The sequence below is a fragment of the Micromonospora sp. CMU55-4 genome (assembly GCF_011602315.1).
Taxonomy (GTDB): domain Bacteria; phylum Actinomycetota; class Actinomycetes; order Mycobacteriales; family Micromonosporaceae; genus Micromonospora; species Micromonospora chalcea.
On record NZ_JAAOLH010000014.1, the window covers coordinates 110,691 to 134,002 of the forward strand.

Genomic DNA, 23,312 nt, shown 5'->3' on the forward strand with positions numbered 1-23,312 from the left:
GGCTCAGCGCGAAGGTGTCTCATGGCGGCACGGAGCGAAGCGGAGTGGCGGCATGAGCGCGCTGGCCCACGTACCGACCTCCGCCGGGAAACCGGCGCCGCCGCCGTTGCGGCGCGGGCGCAGCCGGCTCCTGCCGTACCTGTTGCTGCTGCCCGGCGCGGTCTGGCTGCTCGTCTTCTTCGCGCTGCCGCTGGTGCAGCTCGCCTCGGCCAGCCTCTACGACCCGGCCGGCTCGCTCTCCACCGGGTACGCGATGACCTGGGCGTTCGGCAACTACCCGGACGCGCTCCAGGCGTACTGGCCGCAGTTCTCCCGGTCGTTCCTCTACTCGGCGATCGCGCTGGTGCTCGCGCTGCTGATGGGCTACCCGCTGGCGTACGCGATCGCGCAGAAGGCCGGCCGGTGGAAGAACCTGCTGCTGGTGGCCGTGGTCGCGCCGATGTTCACCAGCTTCCTGGTGCGCACGCTGGCCTGGAAGACCATCCTGTCGGACAACGGCGCGCTGGTCGGGCTGCTGCGCGACGTGCACCTGCTCGGACCGGACGGCCGGCTGCTGGCCACCCCGATCGCCGTGGTGCTCGGCCTGACGTACAACTTCCTGCCGTTCCTGGTGCTGCCGCTGTACGCGAGCCTGGAGCGGCTCGATCCCCGGCTGCTGGAGGCGGCGAGCGACCTGTACGCGAGCCCGCTGCGCGCGTTCGCCAAGGTCACGCTGCCGCTGTCGATGCCCGGCCTGATCGCCGGCACGCTGCTGTTCTTCATCCCGGCCACCGGTGACTACATCAACGCCGAGCTGCTCGGTACGCCGAACGAGTACATGATCGGCAACGTCATCGACTCGGCGTTCCTGGTCCGGCTGGACTATCCGCAGGGCGCGGCGCTGTCGTTCCTGCTGATGGCCGCGATCCTGGCGATCGTCTTCGTCTACTTGCGGAAGGCCGGCACGGAGGAGGTGCTCTGATGAGCGCGAGGAGCGCAGCGAAGCGGAGCCCCGCAGTCGCGAATGGAGGCAGGCTCTGATGAGGCGCTGGCTCGCCGACCGGTGGGTGATGGGCGTGGCCCTGCTCGTCCTCGGCTACCTGACGCTGCCGATCATGGTGGTCGCCGGTCTCTCCTTCAACCGGCCCTCCAGCCGGCTCTCCTACGACTTCAACGAGTTCACGCTCGACAACTGGAAGCAGCCCTGCGCCACCTCGGACATGTGCGACGCCGTGGTGCGCAGCATGCAGATCGGGCTCATCGCCACAGTCGTCTCCACGCTCCTCGGCACGCTGATGGCGTTCGCGCTGGTCCGGCACAGCTTCCGCGGCCGGTCCGGGCTCAACGGGCTGATCTTCCTGCCGATGGCCACCCCGGAACTCGTGATGGGCACCTCGCTGCTCGCCCTCTTCGTCGCCGCCGGGGTGCCGCAGGGCTTCTGGACCATCGTCATCGCGCACGTCATGTTCTGCGTGTCGTTCGTCGTGGTCACCGTGAAGGCCCGGCTCTCCGGCATGGACCGGCGGCTGGAGGAGGCCGCGATGGACCTGTACGCCAGCGAGTGGCAGACGTTCCGGCGGATCACGCTGCCGCTGGTGCTGCCGGGCATCGTGGCCGCCGCGCTGCTGGCCTTCTCGCTCAGCTTCGACGACTTCATCATCACGAACTTCAACGCCGGCACCACAGTCACGTTCCCCATGTACGTCTGGGGCGCCTCCCAGCGGGGCATCCCGCCGCAGGTGAACGTGATCGGCACGGCCATGTTCGTGATCGCGTTGCTGCTCGTCGGGGCCACCTCGCTGCGCGGGCGGCGGGCGCGACGGGCTGCCCTCGCGGTGGTCGCCACACCGGCGGGCAAGCCATGACACTCCCGCATACCGGCCGGGCGCTGGCCGACGCCGCGCCCGTGTCGTACTGGCTGGACCGCCCGGAGCGGCCCGACCCGCTGCCGCCGCTGACCGGGACGTACACCGCCGACCTGCTCGTGGTCGGCGGCGGGTACGCCGGACTGTGGACCGCGCTGCTGGCGAAGGAGGCCGACCCGGACCGCGACGTCCTGCTCGTCGACGCGGGCACGTGCGGCTGGGCGGCGTCCGGGCGTAACGGCGGGTTCTGCGCCGCCTCGCTGACCCACGGGCTTGCCAACGGCGTCGATCGGTTCCCCGGCGAGATCGGCGAGCTGGAACGGCTGGGCCGGGAGAACCTGGACGCCATCGCCGCCACCGTGGCGAAGTACGACATCGACTGCGACTTCGAACGCACCGGTGAGCTGGCGGTGGCGGTCGAGCCGTACCAGCTCGACGGGCTCGCCGCGGACGCCGAGCTGGCCCGCCGGTACGGCCACGACGTGCGGCTGCTCGACCGCGACCAGGTACGCGCCGAGGTGGCGTCGCCGACGTACCTGGGCGGGATGTGGGATCGCGACCGGGTGGCGCTGCTCGACCCGGCGAAGCTCGCCTGGGGACTCCGCCGGGCCGCACTCGACCTGGGCGTACGCGTGCACGAGCACACCCGCGTCACCGGCCTGGCCGACGGCGGCGCCGCGCTGCGGGCCACCACTGCGGGCGGCGCGGACGCGGCGCCCGGCGCGGTACGGGCGCGGCAGGTCGTGCTCGCCACGAACGCGTTCCCGCCGCTGCTGCGCCGGCTGCGCTCCTGGATCGTGCCGGTCTACGACTACGCGCTGATGACCGAGCCGCTGACCGCCGCGCAGCGCGACGCGATCGGCTGGCGGCACCGGCAGGGGCTCGCCGACACCGGCAACCAGTTCCACTACTACCGGCTCACCGCCGACAACCGGATCCTGTTCGGCGGCTACGACGCGATCTACCACTACGGCAACCGGGTGGCGCCCGCGCTGGAGCAGCGCGAGGCCACCTTCACCACGCTCGCCTCGCACTTCTTCACGACGTTCCCGCAGCTCGCCGATGTGCGCTTCAGTCACCGCTGGGGTGGCGTCATCGACACCTGCACCCGGTTCTGCGCGTTCTTCGGCACCGCGTACTCCGGACGCCTGGCGTACGCGGCCGGGTTCACCGGGCTCGGCGTGGGCGCGACGCGATTCGGCGCCCGCGTGACGCTCGAGCTGCTCTCCGGCACCGACACCCCGCTGACCCGGCTCGACCTGGTGCGCCGCAAGCCGCTGCCGTTCCCGCCGGAACCGGTCCGGTCCGTGGGCATCAACCTCACCCGCTGGTCGCTCGCCCGCGCCGACGCGCGCGACGGACGGCGCAACCTCTGGCTCCGTACTCTCGACCGTCTTGGACTGGGGTTCGACTCCTGATGCGTATCCTCCTCGTCGGCGCCGGTGGCGTCGGCTCCGCAGCCGTATCCATCGCCGCCCGCCGTACCTTCTTCGAGCTCATGGTGGTCGCCGACCACGACCCGGCGCGGGCGGCGCGGGCCGTCGCCGGGCACGGCGACCGGTTCGTCGCCGCCACTGTGGACGCTTCCTCCGCCGACGCGGTGGCCGCGCTGTGCCGGGAACACCGGATCACGCACGTGCTGAACGCGGTCGACCCGCGTTTCGTCATGCCGATCTTCGAAGGCGCGTTCGCCGCCGGGGCCGACTACCTGGACATGGCGATGTCGCTGTCCCGGCCGCACCCCGAGCGTCCCTACGCCCAGACCGGGGTCAAGCTCGGCGACGAGCAGTTCGCCGTCGCGGAGCAATGGGCCGCCGCGGGGCGGCTCGCGCTCTGCGGCATCGGCGTCGAACCGGGCCTGTCCGACGTCTTCGCCCGCTACGCCGCCGACGAACTCTTCGCCGAGATCGACGAGATCGGGGTACGCGACGGCGCGAACCTGACAGTCGCCGGCTACGACTTCGCGCCCTCGTTCTCCATCTGGACCACCATCGAGGAGTGCCTCAACCCGCCGGTGATCTGGGAGGCCGGGCGCGGCTGGTTCACCACCGAACCGTTCAGCGAGCCGGAGGTCTTCGACTTCCCGGCCGGGATCGGCCCGGTCGAGTGCGTCAACGTCGAGCACGAGGAGGTGCTGCTCATCCCGCGCTGGGTCCAGGCGAAGCGGGTCACCTTCAAGTACGGCCTCGGCGCCGAGTTCATCGAGGTGCTGCGCACGCTGCACAAGCTCGGGCTCGACTCGACCGAGCCGGTGCGCGTACGCGGCGTCGACGTGTCGCCGCGCGACCTGGTGGCCGCCGCGCTGCCCGACCCGGCCACGCTCGGCGACCGGATGAGCGGCAAGACCTGCGCCGGCACGTACGTCACCGGCACCGGCCCGGACGGGCAGCCGCGCCGGGTCTACCTGTACCACGTGGTCGACAACGAGTGGTCGATGGCCGAGTACGGCCACCAGGCGGTGGTCTGGCAGACCGCAGTCAACCCGGTCGTCGCGCTGGAACTGCTCGCCACCGGCGCCTGGTCCGGCACGGGCGTGCTCGGCCCGGAGGCGTTCCCGCCGACCCCCTTCCTCGACCTGCTCACCGGCTACGGTTCGCCGTGGGGGATGGAGGAACGATGACCCGGTACGGCCCGATGTACGGCCCCGACATCACGTTCCTCGGCGTGCCGCCGTGCACGGTCGAGGAGCCGGTCACGTACGCCGACGCGGACGTGGTGATCATCGGGGCGCCGTTCGACGGTGGCACCTCGCACCGGCCGGGCACCCGGTTCGGGCCGTCCGCCATCCGGCAGGCCTGCTACCTGCCGCACGACGGCTCCCGGCCGTCGCTGGCGCTGCGCGTGGACGGGCTGAAGGACCTGTGCGTCTACGACGCCGGGGACGTGGAGATGTTCAGCGGCGACATCGAGCGTTCGCTCGCCGCGCTGGAGACCGCCGTGCACGCGGTCGCCGCCGCCGGCGCGATCCCGGTGGTCCTCGGCGGCGACCACTCCATCGCGCTGCCCGACGCCACAGGCGTGGCCCGGCACCACGGGCTCGGCCGGGTGTCGCTGGTGCACTTCGACGCGCACGCCGACACCGGGGACGTCGAGTTCGGCTCGCTGCACGGCCACGGCCAGCCGATGCGCCGGCTCATCGAGTCCGGCGCGGTACGCGGCGACCGCTTCCTCCAGATCGGGTTGCGCGGCTACTGGCCCGGCCCGGACACGCTGGCGTGGATGGCCGAGCAGCGGATGCGCTCGTACGAGATGACCGAGATCGTGGCGCGCGGCCTGGACACCTGCCTGACCGAGGCGTTCGGGATCGCGACCGACGAGTGCGAGGGCGTGTTCCTCTCCGTCGACGTGGACGTGGTCGACCCCGGCATGGCGCCCGGCACCGGCACGCCAGAGCCGGGCGGGTTCACGTCCCGGCAGCTGCTCGACGCGGTCCGCCGGGTCTGTTACGAGCTGCCGGTGGTCGGGTTGGACGTGGTCGAGGTCGCCCCGCCGTACGACCACGCCGACATCACCGCGTACCTGGGCAACCGGGTGGTGCTGGAGGCGCTCTCAGCGATAGCCCGCCGCCGCCACGACGCCGAAACCGGAACCCCGTGGAACCCCACCCAGCCGCTCCTGGATGACCGCTGACTGGTAGGCCGGGATGTTTAGCCCGGGCTATAGTCAGGGCATGGGTGCGGACGGGAAGCGCTGGTCGGTCCGGGTCACCGGAGAGGTCCGGCACTGGCTGCGCGACCTGCGGGACCACGACCCGGCGTCGTACGAGAGCGTCCGGGTGGCGGTGGACAAGCTGGCCGAGGTCGGGCCGGGGCTGGGCCGCCCGCTCGTGGACACGCTGCGCGGAAGCAGTCTCCGTAATCTCAAGGAGTTGCGGCCCCGCTCCGGTCGGGACGTGGCTATCCGGGTGCTGTTCGTCTTCGATCCGTGGTCGCAGGCGGTCCTGCTGGTCGCCGGCAACAAGGCGGGCGACTGGAGTCGCTGGTACCGGCAGCACATCCCGGCGGCGGAGGTTGCCTACAAGGCTTGGCTCGACAGCGAGCGCGAGCGAAGGGGGGAGTCGTGACGGAGTTCTATCACTGGGACGAGGTCCGCGCCGAACTCGGCGGCGACGACGAGGCCTACGAGGCGGAGCGCGCCCGGACCGACGCCTGGGTGAGCGCGTTCCACCTGGCCGAGGAGCGCAAGCGGCTGGGCCTGACCCAGCGGCAGGTCGCCGAGATCATGGGGGTCACGCCCGGCCGGGTGAGCCAGATCGAGAACGGCGACCTCGACGTCAACGAGGTGGCAACGCTGAGCCGGTACGCCAATGCCCTCGGAGCCCGGCTGCGGATCATCTTCGACTACGGCGACGACCTCCGGCAGATCGCCTGACCGGAGGCCGCCGAGACGGTCAGGGGCGGGCGCAGCGGGGGCGCAGGCGTACGGGCTCGGTGGTTTCGGTGATCGAGTTGGGCTCGATCACCAGGCGGGCGATCGTGGTGGCCGGGCCGGGGCGGAACCTGCCCTGGTCGGCGGGGATGGTCGCGGTCCAGGTGCCGGCGGTGCGCTCGTCGGTGCACGCGCCGATCACGCCGAACCCGAAGCCGGTGACCGAGCCGCGCCGCTGGTCGAGGTGCACCTCGATGTAGGCGAGGCCGCGCTCGGCGCCGCAGTCGAACCGGCCGCCGACGGTGGCGGTGTGCGCCCGCCCGTCGGCCGTGCCGAACCAGTTGACGGAGATGCTCGGAGAGGCCGCCGGGGTGGCGACGGCGGCGCCGGGTGAGAGCCCGAGCGTGGCGGCGGTGGCCAGGGCGGTGAGGCCGGCGGCGAGCACTGGCTGTCGGACCGGGTGCATGGGCGGTCTCCTGTCGGGCGGTGGGATGCGACTCCGAAGTGGACGGCGTCAGCATCCCACCGCCGCGATGCCCGCGAGCTGCAAGATCTCGGACAGATCAGCGGTTCAGGTGGGACCGGATGAGGAACCGGACGCCCTCCGGTGCCTCCAGGGAGAAGCCGCTGCCCCGGCCGGGCACCACGTCGACGGTGAGCCGGGTGTGCTTCCACAGCTCCCACTGGGCCTTCGACATCCAGAACTCCACCGGCTCGGGCACGCCGTCGACAGTCAGCGAGGCGAGCAGCACGTCCGAGCCGCCGGTGCGGAACTCTCCGGCCGGGTAGCACATCGGGGCGCTGCCGTCGCAGCAGCCGCCGGACTGGTGGAACATCAGCGGGCCGTGCTGCCCCCGCAGCGACCGGATCAGGTCGGCCGCCGCGGGGGTCACTGTCACGGTGTCGCCCATCAGAAGAAGCCGAGCTTCTTCGGCGAGTAGCTGACCAGGAGGTTCTTGGTCTGCTGGTAGTGCTCCAGCATCATCTTGTGGTTCTCCCGGCCGATGCCGGACTGCTTGTAGCCGCCGAACGCCGCGTGCGCCGGGTAGGCGTGGTAGCAGTTCGTCCAGACCCGGCCGGCCTGGATGGCGCGCCCGGCCCGGTACGCGGTGTTGAGGTCCCGGGTCCACACGCCCGCGCCGAGCCCGTACAGCGTGTCGTTGGCGATCTTCACGGCGTCGTCCAGGTCGGCGAAGGACGTCACCGACACCACCGGGCCGAAGATCTCCTCCTGGAAGATCCGCATCGAGTTGTCGCCCTCGAAGATCGTCGGCTGGACGTAATAGCCGCCGGACAGCTCGCCGCCGAGGTCGGCCCGCTCGCCGCCGGCCAGGACGCGAGCGCCCTCCTGCCGCCCGATGTCCAGGTAGGACAGGATCTTCTCCAGCTGGTCGTTGGAGGCCTGCGCGCCGACCATCGTGTCGGTGTCCAGCGGGTGCCCCTGCTTGACCGCCTTCGTCCGCTCGACGGCGGCGGCGAGGAAGTCGGAGTAGTGGCCCTGCTGGATGAGCGCCCGGGACGGGCAGGTGCACACCTCGCCCTGGTTGAGGGCGAACATGGTGAAGCCTTCGAGAGCCTTGTCCAGGAAGTCGTCGGAGGCGGCGCTGACGTCGTCGAAGAATATGTTCGGGCTCTTGCCACCGAGTTCCAGCGTGACCGGCTTGATGTTCTCGCTGGCGTACTGCATGATCAGCCGCCCGGTGGTGGTCTCGCCGGTGAACGCCACCTTCGCCACCCGCGGCGAGGACGCCAGCGGCTTGCCCGCCTCGACGCCGAAGCCGTTCACCACGTTGATCACGCCCGGCGGCAGCAGGTCGCCGATCAGCGAGAGCAGGTAGTGGATCGAGGCGGGCGTCTGCTCGGCCGGCTTGAGCACCACCGCGTTGCCGGCGGCCAGCGCCGGGGCGAGCTTCCACACCGCCATGAGGATCGGGAAGTTCCACGGGATGATCTGCCCGACCACGCCGAGCGGCTCGTGGAAGTGGTAGGCGACGGTGTCGTCGTCGAGTTCGCCGAGCGAGCCCTCCTGCGCCCGGATCGCCCCGGCGAAGTAGCGGAAGTGGTCGATCGCGAGCGGGATGTCGGCGGCGAGCGTCTCGCGTACCGGCTTGCCGTTCTCCCACGTCTCGGCGATCGCCAGGGACTCCAGGTTGTCCTGCATGCGGTCGGCGATCCGGTTGAGGATCAGCGAGCGTTCGGCGACCGACGTGCGGCCCCACGCGTCGGCCGCGCCGTGTGCCGCGTCCAGCGCCTTCTCCACGTCCTCGGCGGTGCCCCGGGCCACCTCGCAGAAGGTCTGCCCGGTCACCGGGGTCGGGTTCTCGAAGTACTTGCCACCGTGCGGCTTCACGTACTCGCCGCCGATGTAGTGGTCGTAGCGGGACTGCCAGTGGGTGGGGGCGTCGTAGCGCGTCATGGGTACCTCCGCCGTCCGTCTGGGGTGGATGGCGGGCAGGCTAGTTTCCAGGACGTTGCAGGAACGTTGCGCGCGGCAGCGCGTACTCCTCGGCGAGCTGGCGGGCCCGCGCGAGCGCGAGCGGCCGGCGGGGCGCGCCCGGCGGCAGCGCCCGCGCCAGGGCCTGCCAGGCGGCCAGGTCGTCGGCGCCGGCCGCCGTCGCGGTCCAGGCCGCGAGCAGCCCCGGGTCGCCGCCGGCCAGCACGGCGGCGCGCAACTGGCCGTCGACCAGGCGGCGCAGTCGCGCGACTCCCGGTGCGTCCGACAGGGGCAGCAGGGGCCCACGGTACGCGCGCAGCGCCGCCGCCGGATCGCCACGTTCCAGCAGTTCGGTGACGGTACGGAAGTCGGCGCGCACGGTCGGGCGCAGCCGGTACGGGCGGGAGTCGAGCAGCTCCTCGCCGAGCACGCGGCGCAGCCGGGACAGCTCGGCGCGCAGCGTGACCGGGTGCCGCCTGTCGTCGCCGTAGAGGTCGAGGCCGAGCTGTTCCCCGGTGCGCCCCTCGGGATGGTCGACGAGCAGCACCAGCAGCTCGCTGTGCCGGCGACCGAGCCGGATGCGCCGGCCGCCGACGCGCAGCTCCGCCTCGTCGCGGCCGAGCGCCGACACGTACGCGACGTCCGGCGCGGCGGGCGCGACGCCGGCCAGGAACGCCTCGGCGGCCCGGGCGGTGGCCCGGACCAGAGCCAGGCTCTGCGGGTTGGCCAGGTGGTCCCCGCCGGTGATGTCGACGGCGCCGAGCAGCGCGCCGCTGACCGGGTCGTGGATCGGCGCGGCGGCGCAGGTCCAGCGCTGCACCGGCCGCACGAAGTGCTCGGTGGCGAAGATCTGCACGCCGTGGTCGACGGCGAGGGCGGTGCCGGGCGCGTTCGTGCCGGCGTGCGCCTCGTCCCAGCGTGCGCCCGGTACGAAGTTCATCCGCTCGGCGTGCCGCAGCACCCCGGGGTGGCCCTCCACCCAGAGCAGCCGCCCGGCGGCGTCGCAGACCGCCATCAGGTGCGCGCCGTCCTGCGCGATGCCGCCGAGCAGGTCGCGGAAGAGCGGCATCACCCGGGCGAGCGGGTGCGCGGCGCGGTACGTCTCCAGCGCGTCGTCGGTGAGGTCGACCGGCGCGGTGGCCTCCGGGTCGAGCAGCGCGGACCGCTCCCAGGAACGGGCCACCACCTCCCGGACCCGGCCGGATGTGGTGCCGGCGGTGAGGAACGCCTCGTGGGCGGCACCGACCTGCGCGATCCGCTCCGCCGGATCCGCGCCGAACTCCAGGGCGAGCCACGGGTCAGCCACCAGCGCCTCCTTCCACCCATCGTGACCCACCTCACGCCCGAGCGCCAATGCGTGATCCGGGTCACTTCAGCGGTGCTCGCGCCGCCCGCGGACCGGACGAACGGCCCAGACGGCCGTACGCCGGTTGTCGCAGCGTGGCCCGCGTGGAGGATGGCTGCTGCGGACGCTTACAGAACCCTTAACTCCGGCCTGCGAAGGTGTGCCGGACGACGAGGGAAGACACGGGGAGCGCAAGGTGCGGGTGCTGGTGGCGGACGACGAGCGGCTCTTGGCGGACACGGTCGCCGAGGGGCTGCGACGGTTCTCCATGGCTGTCGACGTCTGCTACGACGGCGACGGCGCGCTGGAACGGATCGGGGTCAACCGGTACGACGTGGCGGTGCTGGACCGGGACATGCCCGGCGCCACCGGCGACGAGGTGTGCCGGAGCCTGGCCGGGTCCGACGCCGGCACCCGGGTGCTGCTGCTGACCGCAGCCGCCGGCATCCGGGACCGGGTCGCCGGCCTCGGGCTGGGCGCCGACGACTACCTGACCAAGCCGTTCGCGTTCGCCGAGCTGGTGGCGCGGGTCCAGGCGCTGGGCCGCCGGTCCACGCCGGCGCTGCCGCCGGTGCTGGAACGGCACGGCGTGGTGCTCGACGTGGCCCGGCACACCGCTACCCGGGACGGCCGCCCGCTCGGGCTGAGCCCGAAGGAGTTCGCCGTCCTGCACGTGCTGATGCGGGTCGGCGGCCGGGTGGTCAGCGCCGAGGAGCTGCTGGAACAGGCGTGGGACGAGTTCGCCGACCCGTTCACCAACGCGGTCCGGGTGACGGTGATGACCCTGCGCAAGAAGCTCGGCCAGCCGTCGGTCGTCCACACCGTGCCGAAGGCCGGCTACCGGATCGGCGAGCCGGAATGAGCCCCCGTCGCCGCATCCTGCTGGTCGGGCTGCTCGCCCTGCTCGCCGGGTTCTTCGTGCCCAACATGGTCAAGTCGCTGCTCGAACTGGTTTGGGGGCAGGCCCAGTGGTTCTGCGGCCTGGCCACCATCGGCGCGGTGTGCGAACCGGGCCGCCCGTTCGTCCCGCTGTTGCCGCTGCTGGTCCAACTGCTGGTGCTGGTGGCCGCCGGATTCGCGGTGTGGGGAGCGGCCCGCTGGTGCCTGCGTCCGGTGCGCGACCTGGCCGCCCCGATGGCGAACCTGGGCCCGCAGAACCTCGGTTACCGCATCCGGCATCGCGGCCGGGACGAGCTGGCCGGGCTCGCCCGCGCGATCGACGCGATGCTGGACCGGGTCACCGCCGGGTACGAGGGGCAGCGGCGGTTCGCCGCGAACGCCTCCCACGAGCTGCGTACGCCGCTCGCGGTGCAACGCACGCTGATCGAGGTCGGCATGGCGCAGTCGCTCACCGGTGAGCAACTGGAGCTGCTGACCGCGCAACTGCTCGCCACGAACGAACGCAACGAGCGGCTGATCGAAGGGCTGCTGGCGCTCAGCGAGAGCGACCAGGGCCTGCGGTCCTCCACCCCGCAACGCCTCGAACAGATCGTCAGCGGCGTGCTGGCCGCGTACGCCGATCGGGCCGCCGAGGCCGGCGTGACGGTCGAGACCCGGCTGTCGCCCCGGATCGTGACCGGCGAACGGGTGTTGCTGGAACGCCTGGTCACCAACCTGGTGGAGAACGGCATCAAGTACAACCGCCCGGGCGGCCGGCTCGTCGTCACCGTCGGCGGCGACCCCGCGCTGACCGTCACCAACAGCGGGCAGGCCGTGCCCGCCGAAGCGGTCGACGGGCTGTTCGAACCGTTCCGGCGCCTCGCCCGGGACCGGACCAACCAGGGCGGCGGCGCCGGGCTCGGCCTGGCCATCGCCCGCTCCATCACCCAGGCGCACGGCGGCATCATCGCTGCCCGCCCAGGTGACGACGGCGGCCTGCGGGTCGACGTCCACCTGCCCCACGTGGGCTGACCACCCCACATACGACTCCGGGAACCGCCGTCGCGGCATCCCGCGATGACACCTGCCCGAGGACCGGACCGGCGGCACCGCCGCCTGCCCCGGAGAGGGCCGGAGAGGAGACCGCAGTGCCGACGCGTACCGAGGGGAGCGCACCACCCGGTGACCGGGTGGCCTGGGCCGACGTGGCGAAGGGCGCCTGCATCGTGCTCGTGGTGCTGTGGCACGTCGTCGTCAAGGACTACCTGCGCATCGACTGGCGGGCCGGCCTGCCGGTGCCGGGCGCGTGGGGGCTGCTCGGCGAGCAGCTGCTGCCGCTGCGGATGCCGTTGTTCTTCGCGATCTCCGGCATCTTCGCGGCGAACGCGGTGGCCCGCCCGTGGCGGGTGTCCGGACGGCCCCGGATCACGCGGAACCTCTACCTGTACGCGATCTGGCTGCTGATCCACACCGCGCTGCTGGCGCTGGCGCCCGGCTTCCCGACCGACCGGGCCACCGACCCGGGTGAGCTGCTGGCCCAGCTCACCGTGACGCCCTCGAACCTGTGGTACCTGTACGCGCTGGCGCTCTACTTCGTGCTCGCCAAGGCGCTGCGCCGGGTCCACCCGGCGGTGCTGCTGACCGCCGCGGGCGCGCTGTCCGCCGTGGCGGCCACCGGGCTGCTGGACAGCCCCGGCAACCGGGGGCAGGTCTACCAGAACCTGGTGTTCTTCCTGGCCGGGGTGCGCCTGAAGCCGTACCTCACGCGGTGGGCGGACGGCGCGAGCACCCGGCGGCTCGCCGGCACCGGCGCGGCGTACGCGATCGGGCTGGCCGCCATGGGCCTGGCCGGCGCGCAGAGCTGGCCCGGCGCGTACCTGCTCGTCTCCGTGCTCGCTGTGGCGTTCGGGCTGACCGCCGCCGCCCGGCTGGCCCGGCACCGCCTGGCCGGTCCGGCGCTGGCCCGGCTGGGCCGCCGCACGCTTGGTGTCTACGTGATCCACATGCCGGTGCTGGCGCTGCTCGACCGGCTCCTCGCCGCGCCGGTGGCCGGTCTGGGCGGACCCGCCCGGGCGCTGCTGGTGACCGTCTACCCGGTCGTGCTCACCGCGCTCGTGTTGGCGCTCAGCCTCGCCGCGCACCGCGGCCTCACCGCGCTCGGCGCGCACTGGCTGTTCGACCTGCCGCGCAGCCGCGTCCACTCGAATCCCGAAGGAGAGACCATGCCCCGAATCGACGGGCCGGCGCTGCCGGACCGCACACATGTCGAGGAGGCCGCCCGCGCGCTGTCCGGCCGGGTGGTGCGTACCCCGGTGCTGCACAGCCCGGTGATCGACCGCCTGGCCGGCGCCCGGATCCTGCTCAAGGCGGAGAACCTGCAGGACGGGGGCTCGTACAAGATGCGCGGCGCGATGCTGGCGGTGGGCCGGCTCGCCGCCGCCGGGCACACCGGCGTGGTCGCGCAGAGCACCGGCAACCACGCCGTCGCGGTGGCGCTGGCCGCGCGCCGGCACGGGCTGGCCGCCACTGTCGTGCTGCCGGTGGACGCCGCGCCGGTCAAGGTGGACCGAGCGCGGGCGGCGGGCGCCCGGGTGGTCCGGGCGGGCACCACGGTCGAGGAGCGCCTCGCCGTCGCCCGGCGGATCGCCGAGGTGGAGGGCCACCCGCTGGTCGACGCGTACGACCACCCGGATGTGGTGGCCGGGCAGGGCAGCGCCAGCCTGGAGCTGATCGAGGAGGCGGCGCGTCGCGGCACACCGCTGGACGCGCTGGTGGTGCCGGTGGGCGGGGGCGGCGGCATCGCCGGTGCCTGCCTGGCCGTGGCCGGAACGCCGATCCAGGTGTACGGCGTGGAGCCGGTCGGGTGCGACTCGCTGGCCCGCAGCCTGGCCGCCGGACGGCCCACACCCGTCGCCCCGGCGCCGAGCCTCGCCGACGGGCTGCGCCCCGGGTGCGTCGGCGACCTGCCGTTCGCGGTGGCCCGCACCGGTGTGCGGGGCGTGGTCCGGGTCGACGACGACGCGATCGTCGAGGCGTTCCGGCTGCTCCTGCTGGACCTGAAGGTGCTGGTCGAGCCGTCCGGCGCGGCCGCGCTGGCCGGCGCGCTGCGGCTGGACGAGGTGAGCGGTCCCGGCAGCTCGGGCGCCGGGACGCGGCGGACGGTCGGCGTGGTGCTGACCGGCGGAAACGTGGAAGCGGACCTGGTGGCCCGGCTGGCGGGCGACCCGATGACTGTGGGAGTTGCGGCATGAGGTCGACAGTGCGGATCGGTGTCCTGTTCGGAGGCCCGTCGGCGGAACACGAGGTCTCCTGCGCCTCGGCGCTGGGCGTGGCCCGCGCCCTGGCCGGGCAGGGGCACCGGGTGGTGGCGCTCGGCCTCACCCGTACCGGCGGGCTCCGGCTGCTGCCCGAGCCGGTGCTCGCGCAGCACCTCGGCACGGTGGCGGCCGGACGGGCGATCGACGACCGGCTGCCGGTCACCGGCGAGGCGGTGGAGCTGCGACGCGGGGCAGCCGCCGGCACCGTCGCGGTCACCGCCGCCGACGCCCCGGCCACCGTGCACGCCGAGCTGGACGTGGTGTTCCCGGTGCTGCACGGCCCGTACGGCGAGGACGGCGTGGTGCAGGGGCTGCTGGAATCACTCGGCGTGCCGTACGTCGGGTGCGGCATCCTCGCCTCCGCCGTCGGCATGGACAAGGTGGCGATGAAGCGGGCGCTGCGCGCCGAGGACGTGCCGACGACGCCGTACGTCTGGTTCGACGAGCCGACCTGGCGGGCCGCGGCGGACCCGGAGAAGCTGGTCGTCGGGCTGCGCGGGCCGCTGTTCGTCAAGCCGGCCCGGATGGGCTCCTCGATCGGCATCTCCCGGGTCGCAGGCGGCGACGACCTGGTCGCGGCCGTGGAGGAGGCGTTCCGGCACGACCACGTGGTGCTGGTCGAGCAGGGCGTGACCGGCCGGGAACTGGAGTGCGGCGTGCTCGGCGGCTGGCAGCCCGAGGCGTCGGCGGTCGGCGAGGTCCGGGTCGCGGGCGGCTGGTTCGACTACCGGCAGAAGTACTTCGGCGACGCCGACCCGATGATCGTCCCGGCCCCGCTGCCGGACGAGGTCACCGAGCGGATCCGCGAGCTGTCGGTACGGGCGTTCACCGCGATCGGCGGCTGGGGCCTGGCCCGGGTCGACTTCCTCTACGACGAGACCACCGGCGACCTTTACGTCAACGAGCTGAACACGCTGCCCGGCTTCACCGCGCACTCGATGTACCCGAAGGTGTGGGCCGAGTCCGGCGTCGCGTACCCCGAGGTGGTGGACCGGCTGGTCGCGCTCGCCTTCACCCGGCACGCGGCCCGGCCGTCCACCGCACACCCCGGGGGTACGCCGTGATCCTCCTCTCCGACCCCCGCGTCGCCGCGGTGTCCAGCCGGGACGACGGCGAACCCCTGGTTGACCTGCGCGAGGTGCCCGGGCTGCTGGTGGACGCGCGGGCCGCCGACCCCGCCGGGGCGTACGCGCGGGTGCGGCGCGGTGTCGCGGACCGCCTGCTGGCCGCGCAGCGCGCGCTGCCGGCCGGGCTGCGCCTGCTCGTGGTCGAGGGCTACCGGCCGTACCGGGCGCAGCTCGACATCTTCACCGGCTACCGGGACGAGCTGCGGCGGCGGCACCCGGACTGGCCGGCGGACCGGCTGCACCGGGAGACCACCAAGTTCGTGTCGCCGGTCGAGGTGGCCCCGCACAGCACCGGCGGAGCAGTCGACCTCACGCTGTGTGACGCCGACGGAATGGAGTTGGACATGGGCACGGTGCTCGACGCCACCCCCGAGGAGAGCGCCGACGCCTGCTTCACCGCGGCCCGGCACATCCCGGTGAGCGCGTGGCGCAACCGGAACGTGCTGGTGGCGGCGTTGAGCGGCGCGGGGATGGTGAACTACCCGACGGAGTGGTGGCACTGGTCCTACGGCGACAGGTACTGGGCGCTGATGACCGGTGCGCCGCACACCCGTTACGGTCCGTTGTAGCCCGTCGGTTCAGGTGAACGTTCCGGCCCTCCCGTCCGTACCACGCGGGGAACGACAGCGACGACGGGAGAGAACGTGAGGGTGCAGCGTAAGCACGCGATGGCGGCAATCGTGGCGGTGACCGCCACGGTGGCGGTCTCGGTGGGAACCGGACTGGGATTCGCGGACACCGCGCCGGTCGGGCGGTCGGCCTGCGCCGGGTCGGTGACCTTCTCGGCCGAGAGCGGCCCGCCGGCCGCGACGAGCGACAGGTTCCCGGTGGGCACACGCCTGCGGGTGACGAACCTCGACAACCGCAAGGTGGCCACGGTGACGGTCACCGGGCCGTCCGGTAGCTGCGTGCTGCTCAACGCCGCCGCCATGGACCTGGTACGCGAGCCGGGCAAGAACGTCATCCGCCGCAACGTGGTGGAACGCCTCGACGGCGCCGCCGCTCCGGCCCCGGGCGCGCAGCCGGGCGAGACCCGGCCCGGCGCCGCGCAGCCGATCGGCGGCAGCGTCTGCTCCGGCGCGCTCACGTTCTTCGCCGAAGGTGGGGCGCCGGCCGCCACCAGCGGCCAGTTCCCGCTCGGCACCCGGCTTCGGGTGACGAACCTGGACAACAACAAGGTGGTGACCGTGACTGTCACCGGGCCGTCCGGTAGTTGCGTGCTGCTCAACACCGCCGCCATGGACGCCATCCGGGAACCGGGCAAGAACCTGGTCCGGCGCAACACCGTCGAGCTGATTCGCTGAATTCCGGGGTGGGACACCATGGGCCGGTCCTGGGGATGATCGGCCCATGGTGTTCCACGTCCGGGGTCAGCCGAAGGCGGCCGCCAGGATGTCCAGCCCTCGGCCCAGCTCGTCGTCGGAGATGACCAGCGGCGGCAGGAACCGCAGCACGTTGCCGTAGGTGCCGCAGGTCAGCGTGAGCAGCCCGGCCGCGTGGCAGGCCGCCGAGATCGCCGCCGTGGCGGCCGGGTCGGGGGTCGACGTGCCCGGTACGACGATCTCCACGGCGAGCATCGCGCCCCGGCCGCGTACCTCGGCCACGCGCGGGTCACCGGCGGCGATCGCGCGCAGCCGCTCACCCATCACCGCGCCGATCCGGCGCGCGGCGGCGGCCAGGTCCAGCTCCCGCATCGTCTCGATCGACGCGAGCGCGGCGGCGCAGGCGATCGGGTTGCCGCCGTACGTGCCGCCCAGACCGCCGACGTGCACCGCGTCCATCAGCTCCGCCCGGCCGGTCACCGCCGCCAGCGGCAGCCCGCCCGCGATGCCCTTGGCCAGCGTGATCAGGTCCGGCTCGACGCCCTCGTGCTCGCAGGCGAACCAGTCGCCGGTGCGGCAGAAACCCGTCTGGATCTCGTCGGCGACGAAGACCACCCCGGCCGCCGTCGCCCACTCGCGCAGCGCCGGCAGGAAACCCTCAGCGGGTACGACGAAACCGCCCTCGCCCTGGATCGGCTCGATCAGCAGCGCGGCCACGTTCTCCGCGCCCACCTGCTTCTCGATCATCTCGATCGACCGGGCCGCCGCGATGGCGCCGTCCAGCCCGCCGTCGCGCAGCGGGTACGACATCGGCACCCGGTAGACCTCACCGGCGAACGGCCCGAACCGGTGCTTGTACGGCATGTTCTTCGCGGTCAGCGCCATGGTCAGGTTGGTCCGGCCGTGGTACGCGTGGTCGAACACCACCACCGCCGGCCGCCCGGTCGCGTGCCGGGCGATCTTCACCGCGTTCTCCACCGCCTCGGCGCCGGAGTTGAACAACGCCGAGCGCTTCCCGAAACCACCCGGGGTCAGCGCGTTGAGCTGCTCGCAGACCGCCACGTACGACTCGTACGGCGCGACCATGAAGCAGGTGTGGGTGAACCGCTCGACCTGCGCGCGTACCGCCTCGACCACGCGCGGCGCGGAGTTGCCCACGTTGGTGACGGCGATGCCGGCGGCGAAGTCGATCCACTCCCGCCCGTCCACGTCGGTGATCGTGCCGCCGCCCGCCCGGTCCACGTACGCGGGAATGGTGCTGCCGACGCCCCGCGCCACCGCCTCGACCCGGCGCTTGTGCAGCTCCTCGCTGGTGGCCATCGCGATCAGCCCTCGATGTTGTGCATGACGTGCTTGACCCGGGTGTAGTCCTCCAGGCTGTAGACCGACAGGTCCTTGCCGTGGCCGGAGTGCTTGAAGCCGCCGTGCGGCATCTCCGAGACGAACGGGATGTGCGTGTTCACCCAGACGCAGCCGAAGTCCAGCCGCCGCGTCATCCGCATGGCCCGGCCGTGGTCGCGCGTCCACACCGAGGCGGACAGGCCGTAGTCCACGCCGTTGGCCCAGCGCACCGCCTCGTCCTCGTCGGAGAAACGCTGCACGGTGATGACCGGCCCGAACACCTCGTCCTGGATGATCTCGTCGGCCTGGCGTACGCCGGAGACCACGGTCGGGGCGTAGAAGAAGCCGCGCTCGCCGACCCGCGACCCGCCGGTGGTGACGTTCGCGTGGTCCGGCAGGCGGTCCACGAACCCGCTCACCCGGGCGAGCTGGTTGGCGTTGTTCAGCGGGCCGTAGAGCACGTCGGCGTCGTCCGGCCCGCCGGTACGGGTGTTGCGGGCCTGCTCGGTCAGCGCGGCCACGAAGTCCTCGTGGATGCCCGGCCCGGTCAGCACCCGGGTGGCCGCCGTGCAGTCCTGACCGGCGTTGAAGTAGCCGCCCATCGCGATCGCCTCGGCCGCCGCCGTCACGTCGGCGTCGTCGAAGATCACCACCGGGGCCTTGCCGCCCAGCTCCAGGTGCGTCCGCTTCAGGTCCGGCGCCGCCGCGGCGGCGACCTCCATGCCCGCGCGGGTCGAGCCGGTGATCGACACGAGCTGCGGGGTCGGGTGGGAGACCAGCGTACGGCCGGTGTCGCGGTCGCCGCAGACCACGTTGAACACACCCGGGGGCAGGTGCTCGGCGGCGATCTCGGCCAGCAGCAGCGTCGACACCGGCGTGGTGTCCGACGGCTTCAGCACCACCGCGTTCCCGGCGGCGAGGGCCGGGGCGATCTTCCAGACCGCCATCATCAGCGGGTAGTTCCACGGCGTCACCTGGGCGCAGACGCCGATCGGCTCGCGCCGCACGTACGAGGTGTGCCCGGCCATGTACTCACCGGCCGAGCGGCCCTCCAGCAGACGCGCGGCGCCGGCGAAGAAGCGCAGCTCGTCCACTGCCGGCGGCAACTCCTCCTCGGTGGTGAGCTGCCGGGGCTTGCCGGTGTTGCGGACCTCGGCGTCGACCAGCTCGGCGGCCCGCGCCTCCACCGCGTCGGCGAACTTCAGCAGCGCCCGCTGCCGCTCGGCCGGGGTGGTGTCGCGCCAGGTCTCGAACGCGGCGGAGGCGGCCTTCATCGCCGCGTCCACGTCCGCCGCGCCGGAGACCGGGGCCTGGGCGAAGACCTCGCCGGTGCACGGGTCGATCAGGTCGGCGTAGCCGCCGTCCACCGGGTCGACGTACTCGCCGTTGACGAAGTTGCGCAGCTGCTGCTGGTCGCTCATCAGAAGTCTCCGTGAAGGTGGCCGGGGAGAGGGTCAGCGGAGGTTATCGCAATCTGACTGCCATCTTGGCTACTAAATCCGAGGCAGACAAGGGTTTGGGCAACTGTTTCCGCGTGAGCGCCTGTGGTCTAGGCTGCCGGTCGTGGAGCCGAGAGCCTTCTACGTCGCCGGTCGCCCCGCCCACGGCGAGGACGAGCTGACAGTCACCCACCCGTACGACGGGCAGCCGGTGGGGCGTACCACGCTCGCCACGGCCGACCAGGTCGAAGCCGCAGTCGCGGGGGCCGCCCGGGTAGCGGCGGAGGCCGCGGCCCTGCCCGCGCACGCCCGCGCGGCGGCCCTGGACCACGTCTCCCGCCGGCTCGCCGAGCGGGCCCACGAGGTCGCCGCGCTGATCACCGCCGAGAACGGCAAGCCGGTCAAATGGGCCAAGGCCGAGGTGGGGCGCGCGGTCTCCACGTTCCGCTGGGCCGCCGAGGAGGCCCGCCGCTTCTCCGGCGACCTGCAACGACTCGACACCGACCCCGCCGCCACCGGCCGGATCGCCCTGGTCCGGCGGGTTCCGCGCGGCCCGGTCCTCGGCATCACGCCGTTCAACTTCCCGCTCAACCTGGTCGCCCACAAGGTCGCCCCAGCGCTCGCCGTCGGTACGCCGATCGTGGTCAAGCCGGCCCCGGCCACCCCGCTCACCGCGCTGCTGCTCGGCGAGATCCTGGCCGAGACCGACCTGCCCGAGGGCATGTTCTCGGTGCTGCCGCTACCGAACGAGCGCGCCGCCGAACTGGTCGCCGACCCGCGCCTGCCGGTCGTGTCGTTCACCGGCTCCGGGCCGGTCGGCGCGGCCATCCGCCGGGCCGCCCCGGACAAGCACGTCACGCTGGAACTCGGTGGCAACGCCGCAGCGGTCATCTGCGCGGACTGGTCGGCGGACGACGACCTGACGTTCGCCGCACAGCGCATCGCCACGTTCTCCAACTACCAGGCCGGGCAGTCCTGCATCGCGGTGCAGCGCGTCTACGTGCACGAACGGCTATACGACGGCTTCCTGCCCCGGCTCGTCGCGGCGGTACAGGCGCTGCGAACCGGCGACCCGCGCGCCGAGCTGACCGACGTCGGCCCGCTGGTGTCGGTCGAGGCGGCGCAGCGCGTCGAGACCTGGGTGGACGAGGCGGTCACCGCCGGCGCCGTCGTCGAGACCGGCGGGCGGCGCGACGGCGCGACCTACCCGCCCACAGTGCTCAGCGGCGTACCGGCCGACGCGAAGGTGTGCGCCGAGGAGGTGTTCGGACCGGTGCTGGTGGTCGCCCCGGTCGCGGACGACCGGGCCGCGTTCGCCGCCGTCAACGACTCCGCGTACGGCCTGCAGGCCGGCGTCTTCACCCACCGGCTCGACGTGGCGTTCGACGCCGCCCGCACGCTCGAAGTGGGCGGTGTGATCGTCGGGGACGTGCCGTCGTACCGGGCCGACCAGATGCCGTACGGCGGGATGAAGGGCTCCGGCGTCGGGCGGGAAGGGCTGCGCAGCGCCATGGACGACTACACCGAGCCGCGGGTCACGGTGCTGACCGGCGTGGCCCTCTGATCGCTCGCCCGCCCGCCGCTCACCACGTGCCGTCGTCGCGGACCCGGGCGGGGGCGCGGCCGAGCAGCAGGGTGGTGAGGGCGGCGTCGATGTCGGCGCCGAGGAACCACTCGCCGGCCTGGTCGAGGGCGAAGATCCGGCCGTGCTCGTCGACGGCGAGGATGCTCTCCTGACGTTCGCTGCCGAGCGGGAAGAGGCGCGCGCCGATGACCGCGCCGAAGTCGGCGAGAGAGTCGGCGCTGTGCGCGGCCCGGAGCGGATTCGTGGTGAACCGGCTGATCCAGACCTGCTCCCCGGGGCCGCGTCGCCGGCTCAGGACGGCCGGGAACGCGGTGAGCGCCGCCTCGGCGGCAGGGAAGGGCTCATGCCGGTGATGCTGCCCCGCGATCTCTCTCGTCTCCGTCATCGCGCCCATCGCGAGCGCCTCGTTGAACATGCTGATCTGCCAGCCGCCGTCCATGAGCGCGTGGGCCACCTCGTCGGGAAACCTCCCGGGTTGAATGACCTCGCGTGGTTCCGGGCGCCATTCCTCGACAAAGGCGAGGTCAGGCCACGGCAGTACCCCGAAGCGCACCAGGAACTTGACGCACGAGTCGCAGGGAAGGTCGGCGAGGCCGCCAAGCGGATCACCCGGCTCGCGGCTGCGGTAGACCTCGATCCGGCTGGTGCCGAGCAGGTCGCGGGCGTCCTCGATGGTCAGTGGCGGCAGACCCTCGGCGGCCCGGCGGTGGTCGTGCTCGTACAGCGCGTCGGAGACCACGATCATCTCGGCGTGCCGCTCGCCGCCCCGCACCAGATGGCCCGGGGTCAGGTCGTCCAGGTAGGACTGCACCAGCGGATGGTGCCGGACCTCGACATCTCCTTTGGCACCCTGCGCGACGTGCCGGCGGCCGTCGAGCGTGAGGTGCGCCGCCGCGCCCGGCGTGGGCAGCCGGGTCAACTCGCGCAGCAGTTGGGCGGCCGGGTCGACGGCGCGTGGCGCACGGGGTTCATCGGGCCGCTGCTGCCGGTACAACGCCTCGACCGCCGGCGCCGGAATCCGCGGCCAGGTGGAGACCTCGCCGGTCTCCTTGTCGATGACTGTGGTCGGCAGGTCGCCGGGCAGCGCCCGGGCATCGGCGGACACAGTGGACAACACCACGTAGCCCAGGTCGAACTCCTCGACCACCGGCGTGCAGGGAAAACCGAGGCGGTCGGAGTCCCGCCGGGCCCATACCGAGGCGATCTGCTCGGCCTGCTGTCGCTCGATCACCACTTGAAATTACCGGACCCCACGGATTTCGTGGCACCCGGTATGGTCGGGCCTACCCACGGTGACGGAAGGGGTGCGGCGGTGGCCGAGAGTGCGGACCGGGATGCGAACCGTGCACTACGCGCGCGATTCGACGAGGTGTACGGCCAGTACCAGCGGTTACGGTCCGGTCTGGACGAACTTCAGGTCAAACTGGCCGAGCTGCGGGTCACCGAACGCTCCGACGACGGTCAGGTGACCGCTGTGGTCGGCGCGCGAGGCGAGCTGATCAGCGTCGAGGTGAGCCCTGCCGTCTTCCGGGACCGGGATGCCGGAGGGCTGAGCCGGAAGATCACCGAGACCGTGCTGCGCGCCTCCACGGCCGCTGTCACCGCCACCCGTGAGCTGGTCTCCGGCTATCTGCCCCCGGGTTCACCGTCGGTCGAGTTCCTGCGTACCAATGACTTCGGCGCGCTGCTCGGCCGGGCCGACGCCGTGCTGGCACGCGGCGAGTGACAGGTGGCCGGGGGAGAGATCTGGCTGGACCCGGACCGGGCCCGGCGCGGCGGCGCCGACCTGACCCTGTCCGGTAAGGCGATGAGCGCGGCCCGGCGGGAGACAGGCGACCCGATCGCGACTGCGAGCGCCCAACGACCCTGGGGCCGGGACGACATCGGCGTCGCCTTCGACAAGCACTACCAGGGCTACGCCGAGACGCTGCTGCGCGCGTGGGAACAACTCGGCCGGTCGCTGGAGGTGCTCGGGTCGGACGTCGTCCGCTCGGTCGCGGCCACCGTGGAGACGGACCTGAGCAACGCCCGTGACCTCGGAAAGATCCCCCAGCAGGGCCACAACCCGCGTCGGCCCTGGCGCTGACCACCGGAGGATCCGCGCGTGAGCATGCTGCCCAGCCCGATCCCGCACCCGCTCGACTTCTGCCCGTGGGACGTGCCCGGCTGGATCTACGAAGCGCTCGACTGGGTCGTGGGCGTCGAGTGGCCGGAGGGCAACGAGCGCTCCGTCTGGGACCTGGCCGACCAGTGGTACGGCGTCGCGGGCGTCCTGACCGGTCCGCGCGACGACGCCACCGCCGCCGCCGGC

The 23,312-nt window shown here is 72.8% G+C and carries 23 protein-coding genes; 16 read left to right on the plus strand and 7 right to left on the minus strand.

Annotated features, from left to right (window positions below):
• Positions 1–52 precede the first annotated feature (52 nt).
• The 7 genes from HA073_RS23030 to HA073_RS23060 are packed head-to-tail and all read left to right on the plus strand — an operon-like array spanning position 53 to position 6,215.
• Positions 53–961 (plus strand): ABC transporter permease, encoded by a 909-nt coding sequence (locus HA073_RS23030; protein WP_166457252.1) that lies wholly within the window; start codon positions 53–55, stop codon positions 959–961.
• 58 nt (positions 962–1,019) lie between these two features.
• Positions 1,020–1,844, plus strand: a complete 825-nt coding sequence (locus HA073_RS23035; protein WP_043326456.1) for an ABC transporter permease — start codon at positions 1,020–1,022, stop codon at positions 1,842–1,844.
• Positions 1,841–3,262, plus strand: coding sequence for an FAD-binding oxidoreductase (locus tag HA073_RS23040; RefSeq protein WP_166457253.1), 1,422 nt, complete (start codon positions 1,841–1,843; stop codon positions 3,260–3,262). Before HA073_RS23035 ends, HA073_RS23040 begins: the two co-directional genes overlap by 4 nt.
• Positions 3,262–4,464, plus strand: a complete 1,203-nt coding sequence (locus HA073_RS23045) for a saccharopine dehydrogenase family protein (protein ID WP_166457254.1) — start codon at positions 3,262–3,264, stop codon at positions 4,462–4,464. The genes HA073_RS23040 and HA073_RS23045 overlap by 1 nt, the downstream gene beginning before the upstream one ends.
• The gene (gene speB / locus HA073_RS23050) at positions 4,461–5,474 is read left to right on the plus strand and encodes an agmatinase (RefSeq protein WP_043326451.1); all 1,014 of its coding nucleotides are present in this window, start codon (positions 4,461–4,463) and stop codon (positions 5,472–5,474) included. The genes HA073_RS23045 and speB overlap by 4 nt, the downstream gene beginning before the upstream one ends.
• Before the next feature lie 40 nt (positions 5,475–5,514).
• Complete coding sequence (locus tag HA073_RS23055) at positions 5,515–5,907, plus strand: type II toxin-antitoxin system RelE/ParE family toxin (RefSeq protein WP_043326449.1); 393 nt, start codon at positions 5,515–5,517, stop codon at positions 5,905–5,907.
• The gene (locus tag HA073_RS23060; protein ID WP_013284175.1) at positions 5,904–6,215 is read left to right on the plus strand and encodes a helix-turn-helix domain-containing protein; all 312 of its coding nucleotides are present in this window, start codon (positions 5,904–5,906) and stop codon (positions 6,213–6,215) included. Before HA073_RS23055 ends, HA073_RS23060 begins: the two co-directional genes overlap by 4 nt.
• 19 nt (positions 6,216–6,234) lie before the next feature.
• On the opposite strand, the gene HA073_RS23065 is transcribed toward HA073_RS23060, so the two are convergent.
• The 4 genes from HA073_RS23065 to HA073_RS23080 form a co-directional block, all read right to left on the minus strand.
• Positions 6,235–6,678: a hypothetical protein gene (locus HA073_RS23065; RefSeq protein WP_166457255.1), complete on the minus strand. Its 444-nt coding sequence runs from the start codon at positions 6,676–6,678 to the stop codon at positions 6,235–6,237.
• Positions 6,679–6,775: 97 nt separating this feature from the next.
• Positions 6,776–7,123, minus strand: a complete 348-nt coding sequence (locus HA073_RS23070) for a DUF779 domain-containing protein (RefSeq protein ID WP_043326443.1) — start codon at positions 7,121–7,123, stop codon at positions 6,776–6,778.
• A complete protein-coding gene (adh, locus tag HA073_RS23075; RefSeq protein WP_043326441.1) occupies positions 7,123–8,628 on the minus strand; it encodes an aldehyde dehydrogenase in 1,506 nt (501 codons plus the stop codon). The genes HA073_RS23070 and adh overlap by 1 nt, the downstream gene beginning before the upstream one ends.
• Before the next feature lie 40 nt (positions 8,629–8,668).
• The gene (locus HA073_RS23080; protein WP_064447716.1) at positions 8,669–9,952 is read right to left on the minus strand and encodes a hypothetical protein; all 1,284 of its coding nucleotides are present in this window, start codon (positions 9,950–9,952) and stop codon (positions 8,669–8,671) included.
• A gap of 235 nt (positions 9,953–10,187) precedes the next feature.
• On the opposite strand from HA073_RS23080, the gene HA073_RS23085 reads away from it, so the two are divergent.
• The 6 genes from HA073_RS23085 (at position 10,188) to HA073_RS23110 (ending at position 16,618) form a co-directional block, all read left to right on the plus strand.
• Positions 10,188–10,853, plus strand: coding sequence for a response regulator transcription factor (locus HA073_RS23085; protein WP_166457256.1), 666 nt, complete (start codon positions 10,188–10,190; stop codon positions 10,851–10,853).
• On the plus strand, positions 10,850–11,902 hold the full coding sequence (locus tag HA073_RS23090) for a HAMP domain-containing sensor histidine kinase (protein WP_043326434.1): 1,053 nt from the start codon (positions 10,850–10,852) through the stop codon (positions 11,900–11,902). Before HA073_RS23085 ends, HA073_RS23090 begins: the two co-directional genes overlap by 4 nt.
• 116 nt (positions 11,903–12,018) lie before the next feature.
• Entirely contained in the window at positions 12,019–14,121 is a 2,103-nt protein-coding gene (locus tag HA073_RS23095) for a pyridoxal-phosphate dependent enzyme (protein WP_166457257.1), read from the plus strand.
• Positions 14,118–15,251 carry a D-alanine--D-alanine ligase family protein gene (locus HA073_RS23100; RefSeq protein ID WP_166457258.1) on the plus strand — a complete coding sequence of 378 codons (1,134 nt, stop codon included), beginning with the start codon at positions 14,118–14,120 and terminating at the stop codon, positions 15,249–15,251. Before HA073_RS23095 ends, HA073_RS23100 begins: the two co-directional genes overlap by 4 nt.
• Positions 15,248–15,883: a M15 family metallopeptidase gene (locus HA073_RS23105; protein WP_166457259.1), complete on the plus strand. Its 636-nt coding sequence runs from the start codon at positions 15,248–15,250 to the stop codon at positions 15,881–15,883. The genes HA073_RS23100 and HA073_RS23105 overlap by 4 nt, the downstream gene beginning before the upstream one ends.
• Positions 15,884–15,958: 75 nt before the next feature.
• The gene (locus HA073_RS23110; RefSeq protein ID WP_166457260.1) at positions 15,959–16,618 is read left to right on the plus strand and encodes a hypothetical protein; all 660 of its coding nucleotides are present in this window, start codon (positions 15,959–15,961) and stop codon (positions 16,616–16,618) included.
• A gap of 66 nt (positions 16,619–16,684) precedes the next feature.
• Here HA073_RS23110 and gabT read toward each other — a convergent pair whose 3' ends face one another.
• A complete protein-coding gene (gene gabT / locus HA073_RS23115) occupies positions 16,685–17,956 on the minus strand; it encodes a 4-aminobutyrate--2-oxoglutarate transaminase (RefSeq protein ID WP_113971980.1) in 1,272 nt (423 codons plus the stop codon).
• A 5-nt stretch (positions 17,957–17,961) separates the two neighbouring features.
• The gene (locus HA073_RS23120) at positions 17,962–19,398 is read right to left on the minus strand and encodes a gamma-aminobutyraldehyde dehydrogenase (RefSeq protein WP_166457261.1); all 1,437 of its coding nucleotides are present in this window, start codon (positions 19,396–19,398) and stop codon (positions 17,962–17,964) included.
• Between the two features lie 142 nt (positions 19,399–19,540).
• On the opposite strand from HA073_RS23120, the gene HA073_RS23125 reads away from it, so the two are divergent.
• On the plus strand, positions 19,541–20,980 hold the full coding sequence (locus HA073_RS23125) for an aldehyde dehydrogenase family protein (protein ID WP_166457262.1): 1,440 nt from the start codon (positions 19,541–19,543) through the stop codon (positions 20,978–20,980).
• A gap of 19 nt (positions 20,981–20,999) precedes the next feature.
• Here the strand turns inward: HA073_RS23125 and HA073_RS23130 are convergent, their stop codons facing one another.
• Entirely contained in the window at positions 21,000–22,235 is a 1,236-nt protein-coding gene (locus HA073_RS23130; RefSeq protein ID WP_166457263.1) for an SUKH-3 domain-containing protein, read from the minus strand.
• Positions 22,236–22,313: 78 nt separating this feature from the next.
• Between HA073_RS23130 and HA073_RS23135 the strand changes: the two genes are divergently transcribed.
• A complete protein-coding gene (locus HA073_RS23135; protein WP_043326418.1) occupies positions 22,314–22,727 on the plus strand; it encodes a YbaB/EbfC family nucleoid-associated protein in 414 nt (137 codons plus the stop codon).
• 3 nt (positions 22,728–22,730) lie between these two features.
• Positions 22,731–23,087 carry a hypothetical protein gene (locus HA073_RS23140; protein ID WP_064447725.1) on the plus strand — a complete coding sequence of 119 codons (357 nt, stop codon included), beginning with the start codon at positions 22,731–22,733 and terminating at the stop codon, positions 23,085–23,087.
• The last annotated feature ends 225 nt before the right edge of the window (positions 23,088–23,312 follow it).

Coding starts and splice junctions, on each gene's coding strand:
- HA073_RS23030 (WP_166457252.1), top strand. CDS start 53: ATGAGCGCGCTGGCCCACGTACCGACCTCCGCCGGGAAACCGGCGCCG.
- HA073_RS23035 (WP_043326456.1), top strand. CDS start 1,020: ATGAGGCGCTGGCTCGCCGACCGGTGGGTGATGGGCGTGGCCCTGCTC.
- HA073_RS23040 (WP_166457253.1), top strand. CDS start 1,841: ATGACACTCCCGCATACCGGCCGGGCGCTGGCCGACGCCGCGCCCGTG.
- HA073_RS23045 (WP_166457254.1), top strand. CDS start 3,262: ATGCGTATCCTCCTCGTCGGCGCCGGTGGCGTCGGCTCCGCAGCCGTA.
- speB (WP_043326451.1), top strand. CDS start 4,461: ATGACCCGGTACGGCCCGATGTACGGCCCCGACATCACGTTCCTCGGC.
- HA073_RS23055 (WP_043326449.1), top strand. CDS start 5,515: ATGGGTGCGGACGGGAAGCGCTGGTCGGTCCGGGTCACCGGAGAGGTC.
- HA073_RS23065 (WP_166457255.1), bottom strand. CDS start 6,678: ATGCACCCGGTCCGACAGCCAGTGCTCGCCGCCGGCCTCACCGCCCTG.
- HA073_RS23070 (WP_043326443.1), bottom strand. CDS start 7,123: ATGGGCGACACCGTGACAGTGACCCCCGCGGCGGCCGACCTGATCCGG.
- adh (WP_043326441.1), bottom strand. CDS start 8,628: ATGACGCGCTACGACGCCCCCACCCACTGGCAGTCCCGCTACGACCAC.
- HA073_RS23090 (WP_043326434.1), top strand. CDS start 10,850: ATGAGCCCCCGTCGCCGCATCCTGCTGGTCGGGCTGCTCGCCCTGCTC.
- HA073_RS23100 (WP_166457258.1), top strand. CDS start 14,118: ATGAGGTCGACAGTGCGGATCGGTGTCCTGTTCGGAGGCCCGTCGGCG.
- gabT (WP_113971980.1), bottom strand. CDS start 17,956: ATGGCCACCAGCGAGGAGCTGCACAAGCGCCGGGTCGAGGCGGTGGCG.
- HA073_RS23120 (WP_166457261.1), bottom strand. CDS start 19,398: ATGAGCGACCAGCAGCAGCTGCGCAACTTCGTCAACGGCGAGTACGTC.